General features: G+C 68.1%; 19 protein-coding genes. 11 read left to right on the top strand and 8 right to left on the bottom strand.

The window, feature by feature from the left end; translation table 11 throughout:
• Nucleotides 1-241: 241 nt before the first annotated feature.
• Genes glgC through SPHPH_RS0113525 form a run of 4 tightly spaced genes read left to right on the top strand, consistent with a single transcriptional unit; the run spans nt 242 to nt 6,312 of the window.
• Nucleotides 242-1,504: a glucose-1-phosphate adenylyltransferase gene (gene glgC, locus SPHPH_RS0113540; protein ID WP_037488591.1), complete on the top strand. Its 1,263-nt coding sequence runs from the start codon at nt 242-244 to the stop codon at nt 1,502-1,504.
• Nucleotides 1,505-1,508: 4 nt separating this feature from the next.
• Nucleotides 1,509-2,957, top strand: coding sequence for a glycogen synthase GlgA (gene glgA, locus SPHPH_RS0113535; protein WP_028967168.1), 1,449 nt, complete (start codon nt 1,509-1,511; stop codon nt 2,955-2,957).
• Nucleotides 2,954-4,573, top strand: coding sequence for an alpha-D-glucose phosphate-specific phosphoglucomutase (locus SPHPH_RS0113530; RefSeq protein WP_028967167.1), 1,620 nt, complete (start codon nt 2,954-2,956; stop codon nt 4,571-4,573). The genes glgA and SPHPH_RS0113530 overlap by 4 nt, the downstream gene beginning before the upstream one ends.
• Nucleotides 4,570-6,312 carry a glycogen debranching protein gene (locus SPHPH_RS0113525; protein WP_028967166.1) on the top strand — a complete coding sequence of 581 codons (1,743 nt, stop codon included), beginning with the start codon at nt 4,570-4,572 and terminating at the stop codon, nt 6,310-6,312. Before SPHPH_RS0113530 ends, SPHPH_RS0113525 begins: the two co-directional genes overlap by 4 nt.
• Here the strand turns inward: SPHPH_RS0113525 and SPHPH_RS19820 are convergent.
• Nucleotides 6,294-6,611 (bottom strand): PilZ domain-containing protein, encoded by a 318-nt coding sequence (locus tag SPHPH_RS19820; RefSeq protein WP_037488589.1) that lies wholly within the window; start codon nt 6,609-6,611, stop codon nt 6,294-6,296. The genes SPHPH_RS0113525 and SPHPH_RS19820 overlap by 19 nt on opposite strands.
• 122 nt (nt 6,612-6,733) lie before the next feature.
• Between SPHPH_RS19820 and SPHPH_RS0113515 the strand changes: the two genes are divergently transcribed.
• On the top strand, nt 6,734-7,915 hold the full coding sequence (locus SPHPH_RS0113515) for a M24 family metallopeptidase (RefSeq protein ID WP_028967165.1): 1,182 nt from the start codon (nt 6,734-6,736) through the stop codon (nt 7,913-7,915).
• 17 nt (nt 7,916-7,932) lie between these two features.
• Entirely contained in the window at nt 7,933-9,153 is a 1,221-nt protein-coding gene (locus tag SPHPH_RS0113510; protein ID WP_238303097.1) for a multidrug effflux MFS transporter, read from the top strand.
• Here the strand turns inward: SPHPH_RS0113510 and SPHPH_RS19815 are convergent.
• From SPHPH_RS19815 to SPHPH_RS0113490, 4 genes are all read right to left on the bottom strand, one after another.
• The gene (locus tag SPHPH_RS19815) at nt 9,108-10,424 is read right to left on the bottom strand and encodes a PepSY-associated TM helix domain-containing protein (protein WP_081668633.1); all 1,317 of its coding nucleotides are present in this window, start codon (nt 10,422-10,424) and stop codon (nt 9,108-9,110) included. The two genes, SPHPH_RS0113510 and SPHPH_RS19815, sit on opposite strands and share 46 nt — an antisense overlap.
• Before the next feature lie 47 nt (nt 10,425-10,471).
• Nucleotides 10,472-10,855, bottom strand: coding sequence for a DUF2946 family protein (locus SPHPH_RS19810; protein WP_156026029.1), 384 nt, complete (start codon nt 10,853-10,855; stop codon nt 10,472-10,474).
• Between the two features lie 127 nt (nt 10,856-10,982).
• On the bottom strand, nt 10,983-11,453 hold the full coding sequence (locus tag SPHPH_RS0113495) for an OsmC family protein (RefSeq protein WP_028967163.1): 471 nt from the start codon (nt 11,451-11,453) through the stop codon (nt 10,983-10,985).
• Nucleotides 11,450-13,387 (bottom strand): OPT family oligopeptide transporter, encoded by a 1,938-nt coding sequence (locus tag SPHPH_RS0113490; RefSeq protein ID WP_028967162.1) that lies wholly within the window; start codon nt 13,385-13,387, stop codon nt 11,450-11,452. The genes SPHPH_RS0113495 and SPHPH_RS0113490 overlap by 4 nt, the downstream gene beginning before the upstream one ends.
• Before the next feature lie 52 nt (nt 13,388-13,439).
• Here SPHPH_RS0113490 and SPHPH_RS0113485 point away from each other — a divergent pair, with 52 nt between their 5' ends.
• Nucleotides 13,440-14,093, top strand: a complete 654-nt coding sequence (locus tag SPHPH_RS0113485; protein ID WP_238303094.1) for an FMN-binding negative transcriptional regulator — start codon at nt 13,440-13,442, stop codon at nt 14,091-14,093.
• A 4-nt stretch (nt 14,094-14,097) separates the two neighbouring features.
• Here SPHPH_RS0113485 and SPHPH_RS20540 read toward each other — a convergent pair whose 3' ends face one another.
• Nucleotides 14,098-14,886, bottom strand: a complete 789-nt coding sequence (locus SPHPH_RS20540) for a DUF6454 family protein (RefSeq protein WP_156026027.1) — start codon at nt 14,884-14,886, stop codon at nt 14,098-14,100.
• Nucleotides 14,887-14,997: 111 nt separating this feature from the next.
• On the opposite strand from SPHPH_RS20540, the gene SPHPH_RS0113475 reads away from it, so the two are divergent.
• From SPHPH_RS0113475 to SPHPH_RS0113460, 4 genes are all read left to right on the top strand, one after another.
• The gene (locus SPHPH_RS0113475) at nt 14,998-15,480 is read left to right on the top strand and encodes a GNAT family N-acetyltransferase (protein WP_028967159.1); all 483 of its coding nucleotides are present in this window, start codon (nt 14,998-15,000) and stop codon (nt 15,478-15,480) included.
• Between the two features lie 341 nt (nt 15,481-15,821).
• On the top strand, nt 15,822-17,108 hold the full coding sequence (locus SPHPH_RS0113470; RefSeq protein WP_028967158.1) for a homoserine dehydrogenase: 1,287 nt from the start codon (nt 15,822-15,824) through the stop codon (nt 17,106-17,108).
• Between the two features lie 72 nt (nt 17,109-17,180).
• On the top strand, nt 17,181-18,404 hold the full coding sequence (locus SPHPH_RS0113465; protein ID WP_028967157.1) for a threonine synthase: 1,224 nt from the start codon (nt 17,181-17,183) through the stop codon (nt 18,402-18,404).
• A 279-nt stretch (nt 18,405-18,683) separates the two neighbouring features.
• On the top strand, nt 18,684-19,121 hold the full coding sequence (locus SPHPH_RS0113460; RefSeq protein ID WP_028967156.1) for a GNAT family N-acetyltransferase: 438 nt from the start codon (nt 18,684-18,686) through the stop codon (nt 19,119-19,121).
• Between the two features lie 227 nt (nt 19,122-19,348).
• Here the strand turns inward: SPHPH_RS0113460 and SPHPH_RS0113455 are convergent, their stop codons facing one another.
• Nucleotides 19,349-19,561, bottom strand: coding sequence for a hypothetical protein (locus SPHPH_RS0113455; RefSeq protein ID WP_156026025.1), 213 nt, complete (start codon nt 19,559-19,561; stop codon nt 19,349-19,351).
• Nucleotides 19,562-19,706: 145 nt separating this feature from the next.
• The gene (murA, locus tag SPHPH_RS0113450; protein ID WP_028967154.1) at nt 19,707-20,990 is read right to left on the bottom strand and encodes a UDP-N-acetylglucosamine 1-carboxyvinyltransferase; all 1,284 of its coding nucleotides are present in this window, start codon (nt 20,988-20,990) and stop codon (nt 19,707-19,709) included.
• Nucleotides 20,991-21,104 lie beyond the last annotated feature (114 nt).

Below are 21,104 nucleotides of genomic sequence, written 5' to 3'. Positions count from 1 at the left end.
ACGAGCGCGAAGATCGCGCCCCAGGCAAGCAGCGACGGGACGAGCGCACAGGCGACGCCGCGGATCAAACCGTCGGCGGAACGGGGTTGGCAGGCGGGGTGCATCGGCGATCCTCTCGATAGTCGTCGTGTTCTGGCTACGCACACACTCACGTTACCCGCGCCTTTTGGCGTCAAGACCGTGACAACATGGTTAACGCCTGATGAACGACAAGTAAAGATGCAGGGAAGGAGAGCCTGACGTGGACGAACGCAAAGGTCAGCCGCTGGCGCGCGATGCAATGGCCTATGTCCTCGCCGGGGGCAGGGGCAGCCGGTTAAAGGAACTAACCGATACGCGTGCGAAACCAGCTGTCTACTTCGGTGGTAAGAGCCGGATTATTGACTTCGCTTTGTCGAACGCGATCAACTCGGGTATTCGCCGTATCGGCGTTGCGACGCAGTACAAGGCGCATTCATTGATCCGCCATCTGCAGCGCGGGTGGAACTTCTTGCGGCCCGAGCGGAACGAGAGCTTCGACATCCTGCCCGCTTCACAGCGGATCAGCGAATTTCAATGGTATGAGGGCACTGCCGACGCGGTCTACCAGAACATCGACATCATTGCCGAGAGCGCGCCGGAATTCATGGTCATCCTCGCCGGCGACCATATCTACAAGATGGACTATGAGATCATGCTGCGACAGCACTGCGACAGCGGTGCCGATGTCACGGTCGCGTGCATGGAAGTCCCGCGGATGGAGGCGGTCGCGTTCGGCGTCATGCACGTCGACGGCAACGACCGGATCGTCGACTTCGTCGAAAAGCCTGCCGATCCGCCGTCGATCCCCGGTCAGCCCGATATCGCGCTCGCCAGCCTCGGCATCTATGTCTTCAACACGAAGCTGCTGATCGAGGAATTGCGCCGTGATGCCGCGACCGAAGGGTCATCGCGCGATTTCGGCAAGGATATCATTCCGTATCTGGTCAAGCACGGCCATGCCCATGCGCACCGCTTCTCGGCGAGCTGCGTCCGCTCGCCCGAAGAGCCCGCCGCCTATTGGCGCGACGTCGGAACGGTCGACGCGTATTGGGAGGCGAATATCGACCTGACCGATGTCGTCCCGCAGCTCGACCTCTACGATCGCGAGTGGCCGCTGTGGACCTATTCGGAGCTGACCCCGCCCGCCAAATTCGTCCATGATATCGAGGGGCGGCGGGGGCAGGCGGTGTCGAGCCTCGTGGCGGGCGACACGATCATCTCCGGGTCGAACGTGCACCGCAGCCTGATCTCGACGGGCGTGCGCACGCACAGTTACTCGTCGCTCGATGAGGCGGTGGTGCTGCCCTATTGCAAGATCGGCCGCAACGCCCGGTTGAGCAAGGTGGTGCTCGACCGCGGCGTCATCATTCCCGACGGGCTGGTGGTCGGTGAGGACCCGGTGCTCGACGGGCACCGCTTCCGCCGCACCGACAAGGGCGTGTGCCTCGTCACCCAGCCGATGATCGACCGGCTGGAGCTGTGACGGCATGACGATCTCGGTCCTGTCGGTCGCCTCCGAAGCCTATCCGCTCGTCAAGACCGGTGGGCTCGGCGACGTGGTCGGCGCGCTGCCCGCGGCGTTGATGCCGCATGACGTGAACGTCGTCACGCTCGTCCCCGGCTATCCGCGCGTGATGGCAGCGATCCAGGGATCGGCGGCGCTCCACGACTGGCCGGACCTGATCGGCGCGCCGGCGCGGCTGCTGTCGGGCGCGATCGGCGGACACAAATTGCTGGTGCTTGATGCGCCCGGCTATTTCGCGCGCGAGGGCGGGCCCTATGGCGATCCGTCGGGGCGCGACTGGGACGACAATTGGCGACGCTTCGCCGCGTTCGGGCGCGCGGCGGCCGATCTCGCCTCGGGCGCGGTCAAGGGCTTCCGCTTCGACGTGCTTCACGCGCACGATTGGCAGTCGGGGCTGGCGCCGGCTTATCTCCGTTTTGCGCCCGCCCGCGCCCGGGCTGCGAAATCGGTGATGACGATCCACAATATCGCGTTCCAGGGGCGCTACGACGCCGGTATTTTCGGGTCACTTGCGCTCCCGGACCGTGCTTTCGCGGTCGATGGCGTCGAATATTATGGTGGGGTCGGCTATCTGAAGGCCGGGCTGGAGGCCGCCGACGCGATCACCACCGTCAGCCCCACTTACGCCGCCGAGATCCTGCACTCCGATTTCGGCATGGGACTCGAAGGACTTATCCGCGCGCGCCGCGACCGCGTGTCGGGGATCGTCAACGGCATCGACCCGGCGGTGTGGAACCCGGCGGCGGACGCGGCGCTTCCCGAGCGCTACGACGCCAGCAACCTGGCGCTGCGCTCGATCAACAAAGACGCGCTGGAACAGGCATTTGCGCTCGAACCGGGCGACGGGCCGCTGTTCTGCGTCGTGTCGCGACTGACGTGGCAGAAGGGCATGGACGTGCTCGCCGACACGCTCGACGCGCTGGTCGCGGGCGGCGGACGGCTGGCGTTGCTCGGCTCGGGCGATGCGTGGCTCGAACATGCCTTTCAGGAGGCGGCGGCGCGGCACCCCGGCCGGATCGGGGTGCGGATCGGCTATGACGAGGCGCTGTCGCATCTGATGCAGGGCGGCGCCGACGCCATCCTGATCCCGTCGCGGTTCGAGCCGTGCGGGCTGACCCAGCTCTATGGCCTTGCCTATGGCTGCGTGCCGGTCGTCGCGCGCACCGGCGGGTTGGCCGACACCGTGATCCACGCCAATGATGCGGCGCTCGACGCCGGCGTGGCGACCGGCATCCAGTTCGATGCCGTCACGCACGAGTCACTGGCGCAGGCCATTGCGCTTGCGTTACGGCTATTTGCCACGCCCGATCGCTGGGCCTCGATCCAGCGCGCGGGCATGGCGGCGGACTTCTCCTGGGCGACCAGCGGGCGCCGCTATGCCGATCTTTACCGGGAGCTGCTGTCCGCATGATCCGTACCGTTTCGACCTCGCCCTTCACCGACCAGAAGCCCGGCACATCCGGGCTGCGCAAGAAGGTGAAGGTGTTCCAGCAGCCCAACTATGCCGAGAATTTCATCCAGTCGGTCTTCGACGTGGTCGAGGGCAAGGAGGGCGCGACGCTGGTGATCGGCGGTGACGGCCGGTATCTCAACCGCGAGGTCATCCAGACCGCGATCCGCATGGCGGCGGCGGCGGGCTTCGCGCGCGTCGTGGTCGGGCAGGGCGGCATCCTGTCGACCCCCGCCGCCTCGAACGTGATCCGCAAGCGCGGCGCGCTTGGCGGGCTGGTGCTGTCGGCAAGCCACAATCCCGGCGGGCCCGACGAGGATTTTGGGATCAAGTACAATGTGTCGAACGGCGGCCCCGCGCCCGAGAAAGTGACCGAGGCGATCCACGCGCGCACGCTGTCGATCGCGGAATGGCACGCCGCCGACACCGCCGATATCGATCTCGACACGCCCGGCGAGACGCAGGTCGAGGGATTGACGGTCGAGGTGATCGATCCGGTCGCCGATTACGCCGAACTGATGGAGACGCTGTTCGACTTTGACGCAATCCGCGCCGCGAAGCTGACGATGGCGTTCGACGCGATGAGCGCGGTGACCGGCCCGTATGCGACCGAGATCCTTGAGAAAAGGCTCGGCTTCGCGCCGGGCACCGTGCGCAACGGCACGCCGCTGGAGGACTTCGGCGGGCATCACCCCGACCCCAATCTGGTCCACGCGCACGAACTCTACGAGACGATGATGGCGGCCGACGCGCCCGATTTCGGCGCGGCGTCGGACGGTGACGGCGACCGCAACCTCATCATCGGGCGCGGGCGCTTCGTGACCCCGTCGGACAGCCTCGCGATGCTCGCCGCCAACGCGCATCTCGCGCCCGGCTATGCCGCCGGGCTGAAGGGGATCGCGCGCTCGATGCCGACCAGCGCCGCGGCGGATCGCGTGGCGGAGAAGCTCGGCATCCCGTCGTACGAGACGCCGACCGGCTGGAAGTTCTTCGGCAATCTGCTCGACGCCGGGATGGCGACGATCTGCGGCGAGGAAAGCGCTGGGACCGGCAGCGACCATGTCCGCGAGAAGGACGGGCTGTGGGCGGTGCTGCTGTGGCTCAACATCCTCGCGGCGACCGGCAAGAGCGTCGACCGGATCGCGCGCGATCACTGGGCGGAATATGGCCGCAACTACTACGCCCGCCACGATTACGAGGGCGTCGACAGCGCCGCCGCCGACACGCTGATGGCGGAGTTGCGCGGCAAGCTCGCCACGCTGCCGGGCACGTCGTTCGGCGCGCTGACCGTCGCGGCGGCGGACGACTTCGCCTATGAGGACCCGACCGACGGTTCGGTGAGCCGCAACCAGGGCGTGCGCGTCCTGTTCGAGGGCGGCAGCCGCGTCGTCTTCCGCCTGTCGGGCACCGGCACGAGCGGCGCGACCTTGCGCGTGTACCTCGAACGCTATGAGCCGATCGGTGGTGATCTCGATGCCGAGACGGGCGCAATGCTGGCGGATATCGTTGCCGCGGCGGAGGAGATCGCCGGCATCCGCGCGCATACCGGACGCGAGCAGCCCGACGTCGTGACGTGACCGCGACGATCGTCGCGGGCGGCGTCGACTTCACCGTCCGCGCGCCGCGCGCGGAGGCGGTCTGGCTGTCCCTCTTTGACGGCGATACCGAGCGACGCGTCGCGATGGGGCGCAGCGGCGAGGACTGGCACGCTTATGTCGCCGGGGCGGCGGAGGGAACGCGCTACGGTTTCCGCACCGATGCGGATTCGGCCAAGCTGCTGGTCGATCCGCATGCGGTGACGCTCGACGGGCACTTCGTCTACGACCCGCATCTGCGCGAACCGCGGATCGATACCGCGGCGCTGGTTCCGAAGGCGATCGTCACCGCGCCGCTTGCGCCGCTCGACTTGCCCACGCTGTTCCGTCCCGGCGAGCTGATCTACGAGGTCAACGTTCGCGCCTTCACGATGCGCCACCCCGACGTGCCGGAAGCGCAGCGCGGGACGATCGCTGCGCTCGCGCACCCGGCGGTGATCGCGCATCTTCGCCGCATCGGCGTCGGGGCGGTCGAGCTGATGCCGATCGTGGCGTGGATCGACGAGCGCCACTTGCCCCCGCTCGGGTTGGGCAATGGATGGGGCTATAACCCGGTCGTGCCGATGGCGCTCGACCCGCGGCTCGTCCCCGGCGGCATCGCCGAACTGCGCGCCACCGTCCTGGCCTTGCGCGCGGCGGGGATCGGGACGATCCTCGACCTCGTGCTCAACCACACCGGCGAGAGCGACCTGCTCGGCCCGACGCTGTCGCTGCGCGGGCTCGACGATGCCGCTTACGCGCGCGCGCCCGACGGGTCGCTCATCAACGACGCGGGCACCGGCAACACGCTCGACTTCGCCGATCCCGCGGTGCGCGCGCTGGCGCTCGACACACTGCGGCACTTCGTCCGCCAAGCCGGGATCGACGGCTTCCGCTTCGACCTCGCAACCGTGATGGCGCGCGGTCCCGGCTTCGACCCCGCCGCCCCGATCTTCGCTGAAATCTCCGCCGACCCGGTGCTGCGGGACCGCGTGCTGATCGCCGAGCCGTGGGACATCGGCCCCGGCGGCTATCAATTCGGCAGCTTCCCGGCCGACTGGCTGGAATGGAACGACCGTTATCGCGACGATGTGCGTCGCTTCTGGCGCGGGGACGGCAGTGCCGGTGCGCTGGCGACGCGGATGATGGGTTCCAGCGATGTGTTCGGCAACCGCACGCGCGGGGTCGGCTTCGTCGCCGCGCATGACGGCTTCACGCTCGCCGATACCGTCGCCTTCGCCACGCGCCACAATCACGCCAATGGCGAGGACAATCGCGATGGCCATGCCGGCGAGATCGCGTGGAACAATGGTGCCGAGGGCGACAGCGATGACCCCGCGATCCGCGATGCGCGCGACGCCGACGTGCGCGCGCTGCTCGCGACATTGTTTGCGACGCGCGGCACGATCATGCTGACCGCCGGTGACGAGTTCGGGCGCACGCAGGCCGGCAACAACAACGGTTACGCGCAGGACGAACTGTTGTGGCTCGACTGGGAGGGCCGCGACCGCGCACTCGAGTCGTTCGTCGCCGATCTCGCGCAGCAGCGCGCGGCGTGCGCGTCGCTCGCCGACCCGGCGATCGCGCATGATGCGACGTGGCTACGGCTCGACGGTCAGCCGATGCGCGACGACGATTGGCGCGACGCGCCCGGCTTCGTCCTGCGGCTACGCGATGCGACGATCACCGTCGATCGCGCCGCGCGCCGCGTCACGCTGACCGGTCACGCGCAGATCGCATAAGGCGCGGCGTTGGCGGTCGCATCGACGAGATCGCGCAACTCCTTGCTGTTCAACGGCTTCATGAACTCGCAGCCGAAGACGTGATCGTCCACCCATGCGATGCGTGCATGGCGCTCAGCGCCGCCCGGCAGCGTCAGCTTCAACAGCGCCCCCGCTGCCAGCGACATGCCGGCGCGCGCGCGCAACCCGGCCGCCGAAGCGTCGAGGATCTCGATCGATACGGCCAGCCGCGCGAGGCCGCGGCACTCGGCCGGAATGCGTGGCTCCCGACGGTTGTCGATCAGCGGTTTGGATGCCATGGCCCCTTCTCACTTCTTATCCCTGTGCTTGGTCTAGGGGGGCAGGAGTAAACAAGCGGTAACCACCTATGTTATTGTCCGCCGCCGATGCGGCGACATGACCCAATGATACGGAGCATGGCATGACGATCGGCGGATCCAGCGCGGCGGCGGAACTTGCCGCTATCACTCCCTGGGCGAACAAGGCCCCGCCGATCGACGCGGCCGAGCGCAACGCGCGGCTGGAGCGTGCCCGCGCGCTGACCGCCGGACTGGGCGCCGATGCGCTGCTGGTGCAGGCCGGCCCGTCGCTCCATTATTTCACCGGCGTGCCGTGGAACCCGAGCGAGCGGCTGGTCGCGCTGCTGTTGCCCGTCGCGGGCACCCCGCGGCTGATCTGCCCGGCGTTCGAGCGCGGATCGCTGGAGGCGGAACTCGCCATCAGCGCCGATCTGGCGCTGTGGGAAGAGGATGAGGACCCGGTCGCGCTGGTCGCCGACGCGCTGCCGGCCGGTGCGACGCTCGCGCTCGATCCGATGCTTTTCTACAGCTGGGCACGTCGGCTGGTGGGGGCGGGGCTGACCACCGTCGACGGCGCGCCTGCGATCGACGGCTGCCGGATGGTCAAGTCGCCCGCCGAGATCGCGCTGATGACGCAGGCGATGCGGATGACGCTGGCGGTCCACGCCGCCGCCGCGCGCATCCTGCGCCCCGGCATCCGCGAGAGCGAGGTGGTGCGGTTCATCGACGATGCGCATCGCGCGATCGGCGGCGGGCCGTCCTATTTTTGCGCGGTGCAATTCGGGCAGGCGACCGCCTATCCGCACGGTCTGCCAGGCGATCGTGCCTTGGCAGAGGGCGATCTGGTGCTGGTCGACGCTGGTTGCCGCGTCCACGGCTATCATTCCGACATCACCCGCACCTATGCCTTTGGCAAAGTCGCCGACGAAATGCGGGCGATCTGGGACATCGAACATGCTGCACAGGCCGCCGCCTTCGCTGCGGTCGCGCCGGGCGTGCCGTGCGAGGAGATCGACGACGCGGCGCGCGCGGTGCTGGTGCGCGAGGGGCTGGGGCCGGACTATCGCCTGCCTGGCCTGCCGCATCGCACCGGACACGGGATCGGGCTGTCGATTCACGAGCCTGCCTATCTGGTGCGCGGCGACAGGACCCCGCTCGCGCCGGGCATGTGCTTCTCGAACGAGCCGATGATCGTGGTGCCCGAGCGATTCGGGATCCGTCTGGAGGATCATTTCTACGTCACGGACGCTGGAGCGGCGTGGTTTACCGAGCCACAACCGAGTATCGACCGCCCATTCGATTGAAAACGGACACAATTTACATGAAGCCCCACGCCGCGCCTCCGGGCATGCACGCGACCGAGTTCGTCATCTTCGTCGCGGCGGTCATGGCGGTCAACGCGCTGGGGGTTGACCTGATGCTCCCCGCGCTCGCCGATATCGGGCGCGATCTCGCGATCGATCAGGCCAACCACCGGCAATGGGTGGTGACCGCCTATGTGCTTGGCTTCGGCGTCGGGCAGCTGCTCTACGGCCCGCTCGCCGATCGCTACGGGCGCAAGCCGGTGCTGGTCGCGACCTTGATCGGGTTCGTCGGGGCGAGCGTCTTCGCCGCCGCCTCGGCGACGTTCGCGGCCCTGCTCGGCGCGCGGGTGTTGCAGGGGCTGATGTCCGCCTCGACGCGCGTGATCGCGGTCGCGGTGGTGCGCGACAATGCCTCGGGCCGCGCGATGGCGCGCACGATGTCGGTGGCGCAGATGATCTTCTTCCTCGTGCCGATCCTCGCGCCGACGATCGGGCAGGGATTGCTGGTGATCGGGCCGTGGCGGTTCGTCTTCTACGCACTCGGCGGCTTTGCGGGGCTGGTGCTAATCTGGACGCTGACCCGGCTGCCCGAGACACTGCCGGTCGAGCGCCGCACCGCGATCTCGCTCGCCAATCTTTCCAGCAGCTACCGGCTGACGCTCACCAACCGCTATTCGCTCGGCTATGCGCTTGCCGCGTCGCTGACCTTCGGCGGGATCATCGCGTTCGTCTCCTCGGCGCAGCAGGTGTTTGTCGACGAATTCGGCGCGGGCGACCGCTTTACCGTCCTGTTCGCGATCTGCGCGGGCGCGATGGGGGTGGCGTCGTTCATGAACAGCCGGCTGGTCGAGCGGCTCGGCACGCGGCTGATCTCGCAGACCGCGGTGCTGGCGCTGATCGTGCTGTCGGTGCTGCACCTGTCGGTGGTGTGGATGGGCTGGGAGACGCTCGCCAGCTACATGGTTTTCCAGTCGCTGAGCATGACCTGCATCGGCCTGTGCGGGTCGAACTTCGGCGCGATGGCGATGGAGCCGGTCGGGCGGATCGCGGGCACCGCCTCCTCGGTGCAGGGCTTCATCACCAGCGTCGGCGCGGTGCTGGTCGGATCGGCGATCGGCCAATCCTATGCCGGCACCACGCTGCCGCTGACGATTGGCTATCTCGCGATCGGTGTCGCGGCGTTCGTGATCGTCTATGTCGTGGAGGAGGGCCAGCTCTTCCGTGCCCGGCTCGCCTGAGCCGCGGCCAGCACCGCCTTGACCCGACCATAGCCGAGCGCGGCGAGCATCGTCAGCCCGGTCAGCGGAAACAGCAGCCCCGCGACGCCCATGATCGCCAGCAACCCGGTGCCGGTGCGTGCGTCGGGGAGCGTCGTTCGCCCGCGCGGACCCCGCTTCCACCACATCACCGGCGCGGTGATCGTCAGCAGCGCTAGCGCGGTGCAGGCAAAGAGCATGATGAGCCGATTGGCCTCGCCATATTCCTTGCCCTGGTGGACCGCGGCGCTCCACTCGATCACCTGACCGGGGCGGCCGAAGTCGCTGAACCCGGCGTCCTGCAACACGCGCCCGGACCCAGCATCGACATAGACGACATGCGCCGCTTCCGAAGGCCCGAGCGTCGCGCTGACCAGATACGGGGCGCCCGGTCTCTCCGGCCACGTCAGCGTCCAGTCGGGCGCCATGCCGCGCGCCTGCGCCGCCGCCAGCGCGCGGTCGGCGGAGACACGCGGCTCGTCATGCCCCATCGGCATCGCATGTTGCTGGAGCGACCACGGCAGGTCGTGCCCGGCATGGCCCTCGCCGCCGGGTGCGGCGGGGCGACCCCAGCCCGCGCCGGCGACCCCCGCCTGCACATTATGCCCCCACACCGCGCTCCACGGCATTCCGCTGAGCGCGAGGAACAGGATCAGCCCGCCCGCGAACAGCCCGGTCATCGCATGGAGGTCGCGCCAGAACAACCGCCCGCTCGCGCGCCCGCGCACCGTCACCGTCCGCCCGCGCCCCCACCACAGGTACAGCCCGCTGACGACGAGGATGATCGACCAGCCGGCGGCGATCTCGATCAGCCAATTGCCGATCCATCCAGTGATCGCGAGGCTGTGGAGATGCTTGACGGTCTGCATCACGCCGCCGGGGTTGGTGGTGCCGAACACCCGCGCGTCATGCGGATCGACGAACGCCATTCGCAGTTCGCCGTTGCTGCGCCGGATCGTGACGCGCCAGCTTTCGTCGAGAAGCGCGGGCTTCTGCACCTGCATCACCGTGCCGCCGACCGAGGCCCCGACGCGCGCGGCGAGCGTCTCGAGCGGGAGCGTCCCGCGCCCTGGCGTGACGTGAATCCAGTCGGCATAGACCTGCCGCTCGATCTCGGGCTTGTAGAGATACAGTGCGCCGGTAACGGCCAGCCACAGCAGGAACGGCAGCACGAGTAGGCCGGCGAAAAAGTGCCAGCGCCACACCGCGCGCTGGAGTTCGGCCGCGATCGCAGCCGGACGGGAAGGGGTCATGACGGGTCCTCGGGTTCGGCGCGCGTGATGGGCGCCGCGACAGCAGGTCAGCGGGTCGGGAGGATCGTCGGTGGGGCGCGGAGTGGGGGACGCCAGCGCAGCGCGATGCGCGAGGCAGGCTGGCTTTCTGGAAGTAGAAGGCGTCGGGCCACTGCCGCCAAGGGCAGTACCAGCAAGAGCACGATCGCGAGCAACGTAGCCGGCGCGGCGACCGCGGCGAAGGCGCACGGCCGCTCGAAACCGTTATGGGCGGGCGTGTCATGCCCGTGGTGATGCGCGGTGCTCGCCATCGCCATGCCCGGGCAGGCGACGATCGCGACCTGTCCGTGCGCGACCTGCGGCATGAACCCGGCCGGCACCAGCAACCGCACCAGCAATGCCAGCGCGGCCACGACCGCGAACAACGTCGATCGTGCGCGGATCCCGCTCACCACAGCAGCTCCGTCATTGCGAGCGCAGCGAAGCAATCCAGTGCCGGATCAGGACGCCCTGGATTGCTTCGCTGCGCTCGCAATGACGAACAACAATGACCATGCCCCGCATCTTATCGGGAGATGGTTAACCAGAACATACCGCGGCGACTGCGATCACCGCCACATGGCGCACCGGGAAGGCGACCGATCGCGCGATGAAGCAGCGCCGCTGCGCCTCCGCATGAAGCGTCCCGGCCAGCGCGGCATTGCCGCCCGCGGCGATCGTGACGTGCGGGCGCAAGGTCGCCTCGGTCACCTGCCCATTGCCGTCCGCGTCGAGTGTCAGCACCGCGTCCGCCTCGTCATGATAGGCGGTGACGACGATGCCGGCATCGGCGCACAGGTGCAGATACCATAATTGATGGCAGGCGCTGATTGCACCGAGCAGCAGTTCCTCGGGGTTCCAGCGTGTCGCGTCGCCGCGGAAGCGCGGGTCCGACGAGCCGGCGATCACCGGCTTGCCGTCCGCCGCAATCTCATGGTCGCGCGCATAGGTAGTATAGCCGGCGGTGCCTACGCCGCGATTGCCGGTCCAGCGCAGCCGGACGCGCGTCACGCCGCGTGCAGTTTTCGCGTGCGGCGATAGAGCCACCACGCGACCAGCGCGAACAGCAATGTCCCCGCGATCAGCGCCGGTCCCTCGAACCCGTCGACCAGCGCGAGCGGCGTCTCGGTGCCGGTCTCGTAGACGATCCCGGCGAAGACGACATTCCACAGGCTCTCGCCGACGATCATCCCGGTGGCAGTCAGCACACCGAGCCGCTTCGCCGCCTCGGCATCGGGCAGCGTGTCGGCGCGCTTGTCATAGAAGTGCCCGATCACCGCGCCGACCACCACCGTCAGCGTCGCACTCATCGGCAGATAGATGCCGAGCCCGACACCCAGCGGTGGCAGTCGCAGCCGCCCAGCGCGCCCCAGCGCTTCGTCGAGCGCGATCGCGGCGACCCCGGCCAGCGCGCCCCAGCCGATCATCATCCAGTTGAGATTGCCGCCCAGCACGCCCTGCGCCAGCGCCGAGATCAGCGCCGCCTGCGGCGCGGCCAGCGCATTCGGCCCCGCGCCCGGCATCCCCGCAAAGCCGAACGACGTATAAAGCAACTGCATCACCGGCGGCACCACCACCGAGCCGAAGCACACGCCGATCACCAGCGCGACCTGCTGCCTCCACGGCGTTGCGCCGACCAGTTGTCCGGTCTTTAGATCCTGCAGATTGTCGTTCGAGATCGTCGCCACGCCGAATACGATCCCGGTCACGATCAGCGCATAAGCGACCAACGCCTGCGTCTGCGCCACCTCGCCACCGCGTCCGAACAGACCGACCAGCAAGGTCGCCGCCGCGATCACCGACAGGATTCCAATCCCCGACACCGGCGAGTTCGACGCGCCGATCAGCCCGGCCATATAGCCGCACACCGCCGCGATCACGAGTCCGATGACCGCCACGAACAACAGGCTGCCCACCACCAGCGCCCATTCGTGCCCGGCGAGCGGCCCGCCGCTCACCACTGAGTGGAGCAGCACCGCGATCGGCACCAGCGTCACGAGGCTCACCGCCGCGACGATCCCGATCGGCAGGTCGCGTTCCTCGATGGCGACGCTGTCACCGCGCGCGGCGGTCAGCGAGGCGCGCAGCCCGCCGATCACCGGCTTGGCGATGCGCAACAACGTCCAGATCGCTGCGACTCCAATCACGCCCGCGCCGAAAAAGCGCACGTCGCTGCGAAACACGGCGTTCGCCCAGGCCGCGACGTCGCCGGCCTGCGGGGCGGCGGCGGTCAGGATCGGCAACACGACCCACCAGCCGACCACGACGCCGAGCAGGATCGCAAGCCCGGCCGACAGCCCGATCAGATGCCCCGCGCCCAGCAGCGCGAACGACAGCCCGGCGCTCACGCCCGTCGCGCCTGCGCCGACGCGGAAGAATTGCGCGGCCTCGCCCGCGATTAACCGCGTCTGCGTCAGGATGGAGAAGCCCGCAGCGGCGAGCGTGCTGGCGACGATCGCAGACAGCCCCTTGGCGCTCTCCGCCCCGCCGTGGCGGCTCTCCTCACCGACCTTCAGCACCTCGGCCGCGGCACGGCCCTCGGGGAACGGCAGCACGGTATCGACCACCAGCGCCCGCCGCAGCGGGACCGAGAACATCACGCCCAGGATGCCGCCGGTCGCGGTGATCGTCGCGGTCGTGACGAAGGGAAAACCCTGCCACCAGCCGATCATCACCAGTCCCGGCAGCACGAAGATGATCGCCGCCAGCGTCCCCGCCGCCGAGGCGACGGTCTGGACGATATTGTTTTCGAGGATCGTCGAATCGCGAAATGCGCGCAGCACCGCCATCGAGATCACCGCGGCGGGGATCGAGGTGGCAAAGGTCAGCCCGATCTTGAGCCCCAGATAAACGTTGGCGGCGGTGAACAGCAGCGTGATGACGCCGCCGAGCAGCACGCCACGCAGCGTGAGTTCGACGGGGGAGCGGAGGGGAGCGGAAGCCATGCCGCCTCCGTGCCACAAGTCCGCGGCCTGTTACAGGGCGGGCACACCCACGATGGTCAACGCCGATGCGCTTCCGTACAACCGGTCCATGTACCGGCCCCCTGCTTTCCGCGAAGATCGGCCGGAGGTGCTCCGGGCGGCGATCCACGCGCATCCGCTGGCGACGCTCGTGACGGCGAGCTGCAACGGCATCGTCGCGAACGTCGTTCCTTTCAGCCTCGAGGTTACGGCACAAGGTGACGTGCTCCGCGCGCATCTCGCCCGGGCGAACGAGCAGGTGGCCGACCTTCGCGCGGGTGCGCCGGCGCTCGTCGTGTTCCAGGGGCCGCAAGCCTATGTCAGTCCGTCATGGTATCCGAGCAAGCGCGTTCACGGAAAGGTCGTGCCCACGTGGAATTACGTGATCGTGCAAGCGCGGGGCAGGGCGCGAACCGTCGACGATCCCGCATGGTTGCTGGAGCAGACCGCCACGCTGACGGCCGCGGCGGAGAAAGATCAAGCCGATCCGTGGACGGTCGCGGATGCGCCGGCGGACTTCATCCGGGCGCAGCTGAAAGGTATTGTCGGGGTGGAGATCGCTGTCGATCGTCTTGAAGGCAAATGGAAGGTCAGCCAGAACCGCAGTCGAGAGGACCGCGTCGGTGTCGCCGACGGGCTGCGTGCGGCGGACCAGCACGATGTCGCCGGTCTGATCCCGCTCGATTGAGCCGTTACGCCGACGCGCCGTCCTTCAGTCGGAAGCGGTACAGGCGACCCGGCCCGTCCTCCGGCGCAAAATACAGGTCGCGGCCCTCGATCGCCATGCCCTCGGCGGTATAGGCCCCCGCGTCGATCGAGCGCCGCAGCGTCATTTTCGGCCAGTCGAGCCAGTCGACCGTCCCGCTCCACCATGATCGCGGGCCACCCGCGACCAATTGCCCGCCCGCGAACTTGATGTCCTGATAGCGCGTCGGCGAGGGATTGGGGACGACCCGCATCCGAGACGGCGCATCGCGGTCGATGACGTACAGCAAGCGGCTGTTCCAATTGCCCGCCACCAGCCAGCGCCCCTGCGCCGCAACGCAGCCGAGATGATCGGCGACCCGGATGCGCCGCCGTACCCGGAGGGTCTCTGTATCCAGCTCGACCAGCACCGCGGAGCTGTCCGCGCGCAACTCGGCGACCGGCACCCACAGCGAGTGCCCGTCGACCGAAATTCCGCCGGGATGATAGCGCGCACCATCGGTCAGCTCGACCCGACGCACGAACCGCCCCGTCCCTCGGTCGAACAGATGCAGGAAGCCGCGCCGGGTGAAGCGATCGACCGAGGTCACCCACACGCGCTGCCCCTGCAAGGCCAGACCCTGAATGTGGAAGACCTCGCCATCCAGCGCCGTGGCGCCGCGAAACCGCGCCCCCTCTACCTCGTCCTCGGCGGTCTGCGGCGCGGCGGCGACCGACAGGCTCGACAGCAACAACAGGGCGAGGGTCGTTCCCGATCGCATCCATCGACGGTTCATGGCCGGACCCCGCAGCTTGCCTGCGACGCCCATGCCCGCGCTTCGTGTCAGCAGCGCGCAAGTTGCGTTGCGATTTGATGAGCGTCCCGCGTCGTTCTAAAGACGCTGCCGATGATGATCCGTCCTGCCTCGCCCGATGATGCGGCGGCGATCGCCACGCTGATCCTTCCTGAAATCGCAGCCGGCGAAACCTATGCCTTGCCGTGCGACATGGATGCGGCGGCGGCCGTGGCCTATTGGTGTGGCGCGGATCGCCAAACCTTTGTTCTCGAAGAGGAAGGGCGGCTGCTCGGCAGCTATTTTCTTCGCGCCAACCAGGCGGGCGGCGGTGATCACGTCGCCAATGCCGGCTATATGGTCGACCGCGCCGCGCAGGGCCGCGGCGTCGCGCGCGCGATGGCGCACGATTCGTTCGATCGCGCGCGAGCCGCCGGCTTCACCGCGATGCAATTCAATTTCGTGGTGTCGAGCAATCGCCGCGCGGTCGATCTGTGGCAGTCGCTTGGATTTGCGATCGTCGGGCGGCTACCCGGTGCGTTCCGGCATCCGACGCTGGGGCCGGTGGACGCTTTGGTAATGTTCCGCTCGCTGTGAAGCGCCCCGCCCGGGGAACGGCCCGCCGACCGTCCCCCGCTCCGCTGCCGGTTCGACCGGCGCATCCTGTCCTGTTTTTTCCTGTTCGTCCGCGCTCTTCGGTGCGGCGAGTCGCTGCCTAGCGGACGTCGGGGCCAAAAAAAAGCCGGGCAAGGCCCGGCTGTAAAAGTTTTTAGGAGAGGATGCCTGAAAGGCACACCTTTTTTGCGCCGCAACACGCTAGGACGCAAGTGCAATAATTCCCATCTTGATTGCAGGAATTGCAACCCGCCTGATTTCAACGCGCTCGACAGCATCAGCCGCACCGCCTAGCAGCGCGGGCTACAGATACGGAGGCGAACATGGCGCAGGCGTTGCGGGTGGCATTGGCGGGGCTGGGGACGGTCGGGGGCGGCGTGATCCGCGTGCTTGACGAGAACCGCGCGCTGATTACCCGCCGTGCCGGTCGCCCGATCGAGGTCGTGGCGGTGTCCGCGCGTGATCGATCCAAGGATCGCGGGGTCGACCTGTCGCGCTTTTCGTGGGTCGATGACACCGCGTCGCTCGCCGAGGCGGACGCCGATGTCGTGGTCGAGCTGATCGGCGGCTCGGATGGCCCGGCGCTCGCCCTCGCGCGCCGCACGCTGGCGGCGGGCAAGGGATTCGTCACCGCCAACAAGGCGATGCTCGCGCATCACGGGCTCGAACTGGCGCGCGTCGCGGAAGGCGCGGGCGTGCCGCTGAAGTTCGAGGCCGCGGTCGCGGGCGGCATCCCGGTCATCAAGGGGCTGCGCGAGGGCGCGGCGGCGAATGCGATCGCGCGTGTCTATGGCATCCTCAACGGGACGTGCAATTTCATCGTCTCCAAAATGGAGGCCGAGGGGCGCGACTTCGCCGAGGTGCTCGCCGAGGCGCAGGCGCTCGGCTTCGCCGAGGCCGATCCGTCATTCGACATCGACGGCGTCGACGCGGCGCACAAATTGTCGATCCTTGCCAGCCTCGCCTTCGGCACTGCGCCGGCGTTCGGCGACGTCGCGATCAGCGGCATTCGCCACTTGCTTGCCGCCGATATCGCGGAGGCGGCTGCGCTCGGCTACCGCGTGCGGCTGGTCGGGGTCGCCGAGGCGGACGGCGAGAAGCTGTTCCAGCGCGTCCACGCGCACCTCGTCCCCAACGACCATCCCCTCGCGCACGTCACCGGCGCGACCAATGCGGTGGTAGCCGAAGGCAATTTCGTCGGCCGGCTGCTTTTCCAGGGCGCGGGTGCGGGCGAGGGGCCGACCGCCAGCGCGGTGGTCGCCGACCTGATCGACATCGCACGCGGCGAGTCCGGCCCGCCGTTTGCGATGCCTGCCGATGCGCTGGCGACGGCCGCGGCGGCGGACAGCGGCGAGCGGCGCGGCCGCGCCTATCTGCGCTTCGCGGTCGCGGACCGCGTCGGCGTGCTCGCGGAGATCGCGGCGGCGATGCGCGACGCGGGCGTGTCGATCGAAAGCCTGATCCAGCGTGGCGCGCACGCCGATGGCAGCGTGCTGGTCGCGATCGTCACGCACGACGGCCCGGAACGCTGCGTCGCTGCTGCGCTTGAACGGCTCCGCGGATCGCAGAGCCTGACCGGCGAACCGCTGTGGATGCATATTTTGGGGTGAGGTCGCAAAGGCGGGAGTGACCGGCGTGCGTGCAGGGTGACGCCCGCGCACCCGTCCGTTAAACCCACCGGCATGAACGAAAACCTCTCCGCCGACCGCCCGACGTTCATCACGCATCTCGAATGCTCGCTGACCGGCGAGCGGTATGTGGCGGACCAGCTCCACAATCTCTCCCGCGCCGGGCGGCCGTTGCTCGTGCGCTACGACCTCGACGCGGTCCGCGCCGCGCTCCCGCGCGAGACGCTCGCCGGGCGCGCCACCGATCTGTGGCGCTGGCGCGAGCTGCTGCCCGTGCGCGCGACGCGCAATGTCGTCAGCCTCGGCGAAATCGAAACGCCGCTGATCCCGATCCCTGCCAGCGCCGGCCCCAACGTCTGGGTCAAGGACGAGGGCCGCTTGCCGACCGGCAGCTTCAAGGCGCGCGGGCTGGTGATGGCGGTGGCGATGGCGAAGGAACTGGGCGTCACCCGGATCGCGATGCCGACCAACGGCAATGCCGGCGCCGCGCTCGCCGCCTATGCCACGCGGGTCGGGATCGAGACGATCGTCTTCTGCCCGGAGGACACACCCGAGGTGAATGTCCGCGAGATCGCCGCACAGGGCGCAAAGGTGTGGCGCGTCAACGGGTTGATCGACGATTGCGGCGCGATTGTTGGCAAAGGTGCCGCAGAGGGGCGGTGGTTCGACTTTTCGACCCTGAAGGAGCCGTACCGGGTCGAGGGCAAGAAGACGATGGGGCTGGAACTGGCCGCGCAGCTCGGCTGGCGGCTGCCCAAAGCGATCTTCTATCCGACCGGCGGTGGAACCGGATTGATCGGGATGTGGAAGGCGTTCGACGAGCTGGAGAAGCTGGGCTGGATCGGTGCGGAACGGCCGCGGATGTTTGCGGTACAGGCCGCGGGATGTGCGCCGATCGTACGCGCCTATGAGGCGGGCGAGGAACATGCCGAGCGTTGGGAGGATGCGCATACCGTCGCCGCGGGCATCCGCGTGCCGCGCGCGGTCGGCGACTTCCTGATCCTGCGCGCGGTGCGCGAGAGCGGCGGCAGGGCGGTGGCGGTCGGCGATCCCGCGATCCTGAAGGCGGTTGACGAGTGCGCGCGCAAGGACGGGTTGTTGCTGTGCCCGGAGGGCGGCGCGACGCTGGCGGCGTATCGGCAGGCGCTGCGTGACGGGCTGGTCGACGAGGAGGAAGAGGTCGTGCTGTTCAATTGCGCGACGGGGTTGAAGTATCCGATGCCGGCGGCGGAGCAGCGGCTGGACCGGTATGGGGTAATTGATTTCGATGCTTTGTAGGGACCGCTGAAGCCGCCCAAAGCCGGTCGTTCAGGCGCGCAATCCGGGCTCCCAATAGCGGCCATCCTTTAAGCGCGATCTTTCTCGTTTCTCCATCTCCGACAGGTCATTTCGGGAAAAAGCAATCCAGAACAGATTTTGGGAAAGCGGCTGCTCCGGACGCCTGTAGGCGCGACTGGCAGGGCGGCCTCCCCCGCTACGGGTTCCCAAACGGGAAAGTGGCCTTGCCTGCATCGCGCTCGATTGTGGGGGACGGCTAGCCGGTGATAGGGAGCAGGCGTGATTACAATCCGCCCTGCCGTGCCCGATGATGCGGAAGCACTTACCGACCTGATGCAGGGTTCAGCCGCTTACAGCGGTAATTACGCAAGCATCCTCGACGGTTATGCGGTCACACCCTCGCAGATCGAGAAAGATGTTTTCCATATCGCTGAACGTGGCGATACCTTGTGCGGATTTTACAGTCTGACCCTCGACGGTGAACCCGAACTGGACCTGATGTTCGTAGCAGATGGCGTTCAGGGTAGCGGCGTGGGGTCTATGCTGTTCCGGCACATGATGGCGGAAGCGAGGTGGCGGGGCATCGCCTCGATCAAGATCGTTTCCCATCCACCCTCGGTCGGTTTCTATGAGGCGATGGGCGCGGTCGTCGTCGGCACGAAACCACCGACAATGAAGGCAACGTGGAGCCGTCCGATCCTGTCGCTGGCGATCTAGCCACCTTTCCCGAAGCTCGATCCTTTTCGGGAAAGGCGGCAGCTGCCCAGGATCGACTATCGCCACTCGCCTTCCCGGAAGCGGTCGGTCCGCTGCCCACCACGTCCCGTGATCCCCAAGCCGGCGGTAATCCAGACGCGCAGGTCTTCGCGCGAGCCATAAACGTCAGACGTTCTGGATTCCCGCCTTCGCGGGAATGGCGGGGCGTGTGGGGCCGACCGTCGCCTTCAATACGGCGCGCACGCCCGTCGGCGTTGCAAGCCCTTCAGCGTCAGCACCAGATGCCCCAGCCGCTCGCGCACCAAGCCTTCGTCGAGCAGCAGCCGGATCGTCGCCGGGTCCTGACCGCGCGAGATGATGAGAGTCGCGCCGGCGCTGCGGGCGCTCCACAGGATCGTTGCCAGTTGCTCGGACGGCGCACCGCCCATCATCGCGTCCATCGTTTCCCACCCTCGGGCGTGCGGGCGACTCGTGTCGCCGCAGGGCCGAGACAGGAACGACTGCGCGCCGGTTCGTCAACGCCCCGCCGTGATCTTGATCGAAATTGGTTGACGAACCGTTAACGCCGCACGGCGAAGCGCCCGGTCAGCCGCCGCCGTCGCGCTCGATGTCCGCGCCGACCGCCTGCAGTTTCTCCTCCAGCCGCTCGTACCCGCGATCGAGGTGATAGACGCGCGAGACGGTCGTCTCGCCATCCGCGACCAGCCCGGCGATGATCAGGCTCATCGACGCGCGCAGGTCGGTCGCCATCACCGGTGCGCCGACCAGCCGGTCGACCCCGGTCACCTCGGCGGTGCGCCCGCGCACGCTGATGTCCGCGCCCATCCGCGCCAGTTCGGGAACGTGCATGTAGCGGTTCTCGAAAATCGTCTCGGTCAGCGTGCTGGTGCCCGGCGCCTTGCACAGCATCGCCATGAACTGCGCCTGCATGTCGGTGGCGAAGCCCGGGTAGGGCGCGGTCGACAGCGACAGCGGCTTCAACTCCGCCTCGGACGTGACCATGATCGACCCGCGCCGCTCCTCGATCCCGACCCCGGCCTCGCGCAGCGCGTCGAGCGTTGCGCCCATGTCGGCAGCGTTGACGTTGGTCAGCTCGACCGCACCGCCGGTGACGGCGACCGCGCAGGCATAGCTGCCCGCCTCGATCCGGTCGGGCATCACGGCATAGGTCGCGCCGTGCAGCTCATCGACGCCCTCGATCTCCAGCGTGCCGGTGCCGACCCCCTCGATCCGCGCCCCCATCGCGATCAGGCAGCGGCACAGGTCGACGATCTCGGGCTCGCGTGCGGCATTGTCGATACGGCTGCTGCCCTTCGCAGTCACTGCGGCCATGATGACGTTCTCGGTCGCGCCGACGGAGACGACGGGAAACGTATAGCTGCCGCCCGAGAGCCGCCCGCCGGGCGCGGTGGCGGTGACATAGCCCGCGCTCATCTCCAGCGTCGCGCCGATCGCCTCCAATGCCTTCAGATGAAGGTCGATCGGGCGGTTGCCGATCGCGCACCCGCCCGGCAGCGAGACGCGTGCCTGCCCGGCGCGCGCGAGGATCGGGCCAAGGACGAGGATCGACGCGCGCATCTTGCGCACGATGTCATAGGGGGCCTCGGTTGAGGTCAGTTGCCCGGCGCGGATCGTCATCACGCGGCCGAATTCGTCGGGCTTGCTGCCCTCGATCCGGGTCGACGCACCCAGTTGGTTGAGCAGATGCCCGAAGCCGTCGACGTCGGCGAGCCGCGGCAGGTTGCGCAGCGTCAGCGGCTCGTCGGTGAGCAACGCGCAGGGCATCAGGGTCAGCGCAGCGTTCTTGGCGCCGGAAACGGGGAGCTTGCCGGTCAGGCGGCGGCCGCCGCGGATGATGATACGGTCCATCAGCCACGCTCTATCGAAGCCGCGTGCCCACGCCAAGCGAGCGAACGCATCCGCGCGGTTGATCGGTTTTAATGCGGCTACTGCCCACGGCCGCGTAACGATCCAAAGAATTTG

Source organism: Sphingomonas phyllosphaerae FA2 (genome assembly GCF_000427645.1).
Classification (GTDB): Bacteria; Pseudomonadota; Alphaproteobacteria; order Sphingomonadales; family Sphingomonadaceae; genus Sphingomonas; species Sphingomonas phyllosphaerae.
The sequence above is the reverse complement of the archived record's forward strand: the minus strand, read 5'-3'. Positions and strand labels throughout refer to the sequence as shown.

Excerpts from the sequence above, each read along its gene's own strand:
- glgA (WP_028967168.1), top strand. The coding sequence starts at position 1,509 with ATGACGATCTCGGTCCTGTCGGTCGCCTCCGAAGCCTATCCGCTCGTC.
- SPHPH_RS0113530 (WP_028967167.1), top strand. The coding sequence starts at position 2,954 with ATGATCCGTACCGTTTCGACCTCGCCCTTCACCGACCAGAAGCCCGGC.
- SPHPH_RS19820 (WP_037488589.1), bottom strand. The coding sequence starts at position 6,611 with ATGGCATCCAAACCGCTGATCGACAACCGTCGGGAGCCACGCATTCCG.
- SPHPH_RS0113515 (WP_028967165.1), top strand. The coding sequence starts at position 6,734 with ATGACGATCGGCGGATCCAGCGCGGCGGCGGAACTTGCCGCTATCACT.
- SPHPH_RS0113510 (WP_238303097.1), top strand. The coding sequence starts at position 7,933 with ATGAAGCCCCACGCCGCGCCTCCGGGCATGCACGCGACCGAGTTCGTC.
- SPHPH_RS19815 (WP_081668633.1), bottom strand. The coding sequence starts at position 10,424 with ATGACCCCTTCCCGTCCGGCTGCGATCGCGGCCGAACTCCAGCGCGCG.
- SPHPH_RS0113490 (WP_028967162.1), bottom strand. The coding sequence starts at position 13,387 with ATGGCTTCCGCTCCCCTCCGCTCCCCCGTCGAACTCACGCTGCGTGGC.
- SPHPH_RS0113485 (WP_238303094.1), top strand. The coding sequence starts at position 13,440 with ATGGTCAACGCCGATGCGCTTCCGTACAACCGGTCCATGTACCGGCCC.
- SPHPH_RS20540 (WP_156026027.1), bottom strand. The coding sequence starts at position 14,886 with ATGAACCGTCGATGGATGCGATCGGGAACGACCCTCGCCCTGTTGTTG.
- SPHPH_RS0113475 (WP_028967159.1), top strand. The coding sequence starts at position 14,998 with ATGATGATCCGTCCTGCCTCGCCCGATGATGCGGCGGCGATCGCCACG.
- SPHPH_RS0113470 (WP_028967158.1), top strand. The coding sequence starts at position 15,822 with ATGGCGCAGGCGTTGCGGGTGGCATTGGCGGGGCTGGGGACGGTCGGG.
- SPHPH_RS0113465 (WP_028967157.1), top strand. The coding sequence starts at position 17,181 with ATGAACGAAAACCTCTCCGCCGACCGCCCGACGTTCATCACGCATCTC.
- SPHPH_RS0113455 (WP_156026025.1), bottom strand. The coding sequence starts at position 19,561 with ATGGACGCGATGATGGGCGGTGCGCCGTCCGAGCAACTGGCAACGATC.
- murA (WP_028967154.1), bottom strand. The coding sequence starts at position 20,990 with ATGGACCGTATCATCATCCGCGGCGGCCGCCGCCTGACCGGCAAGCTC.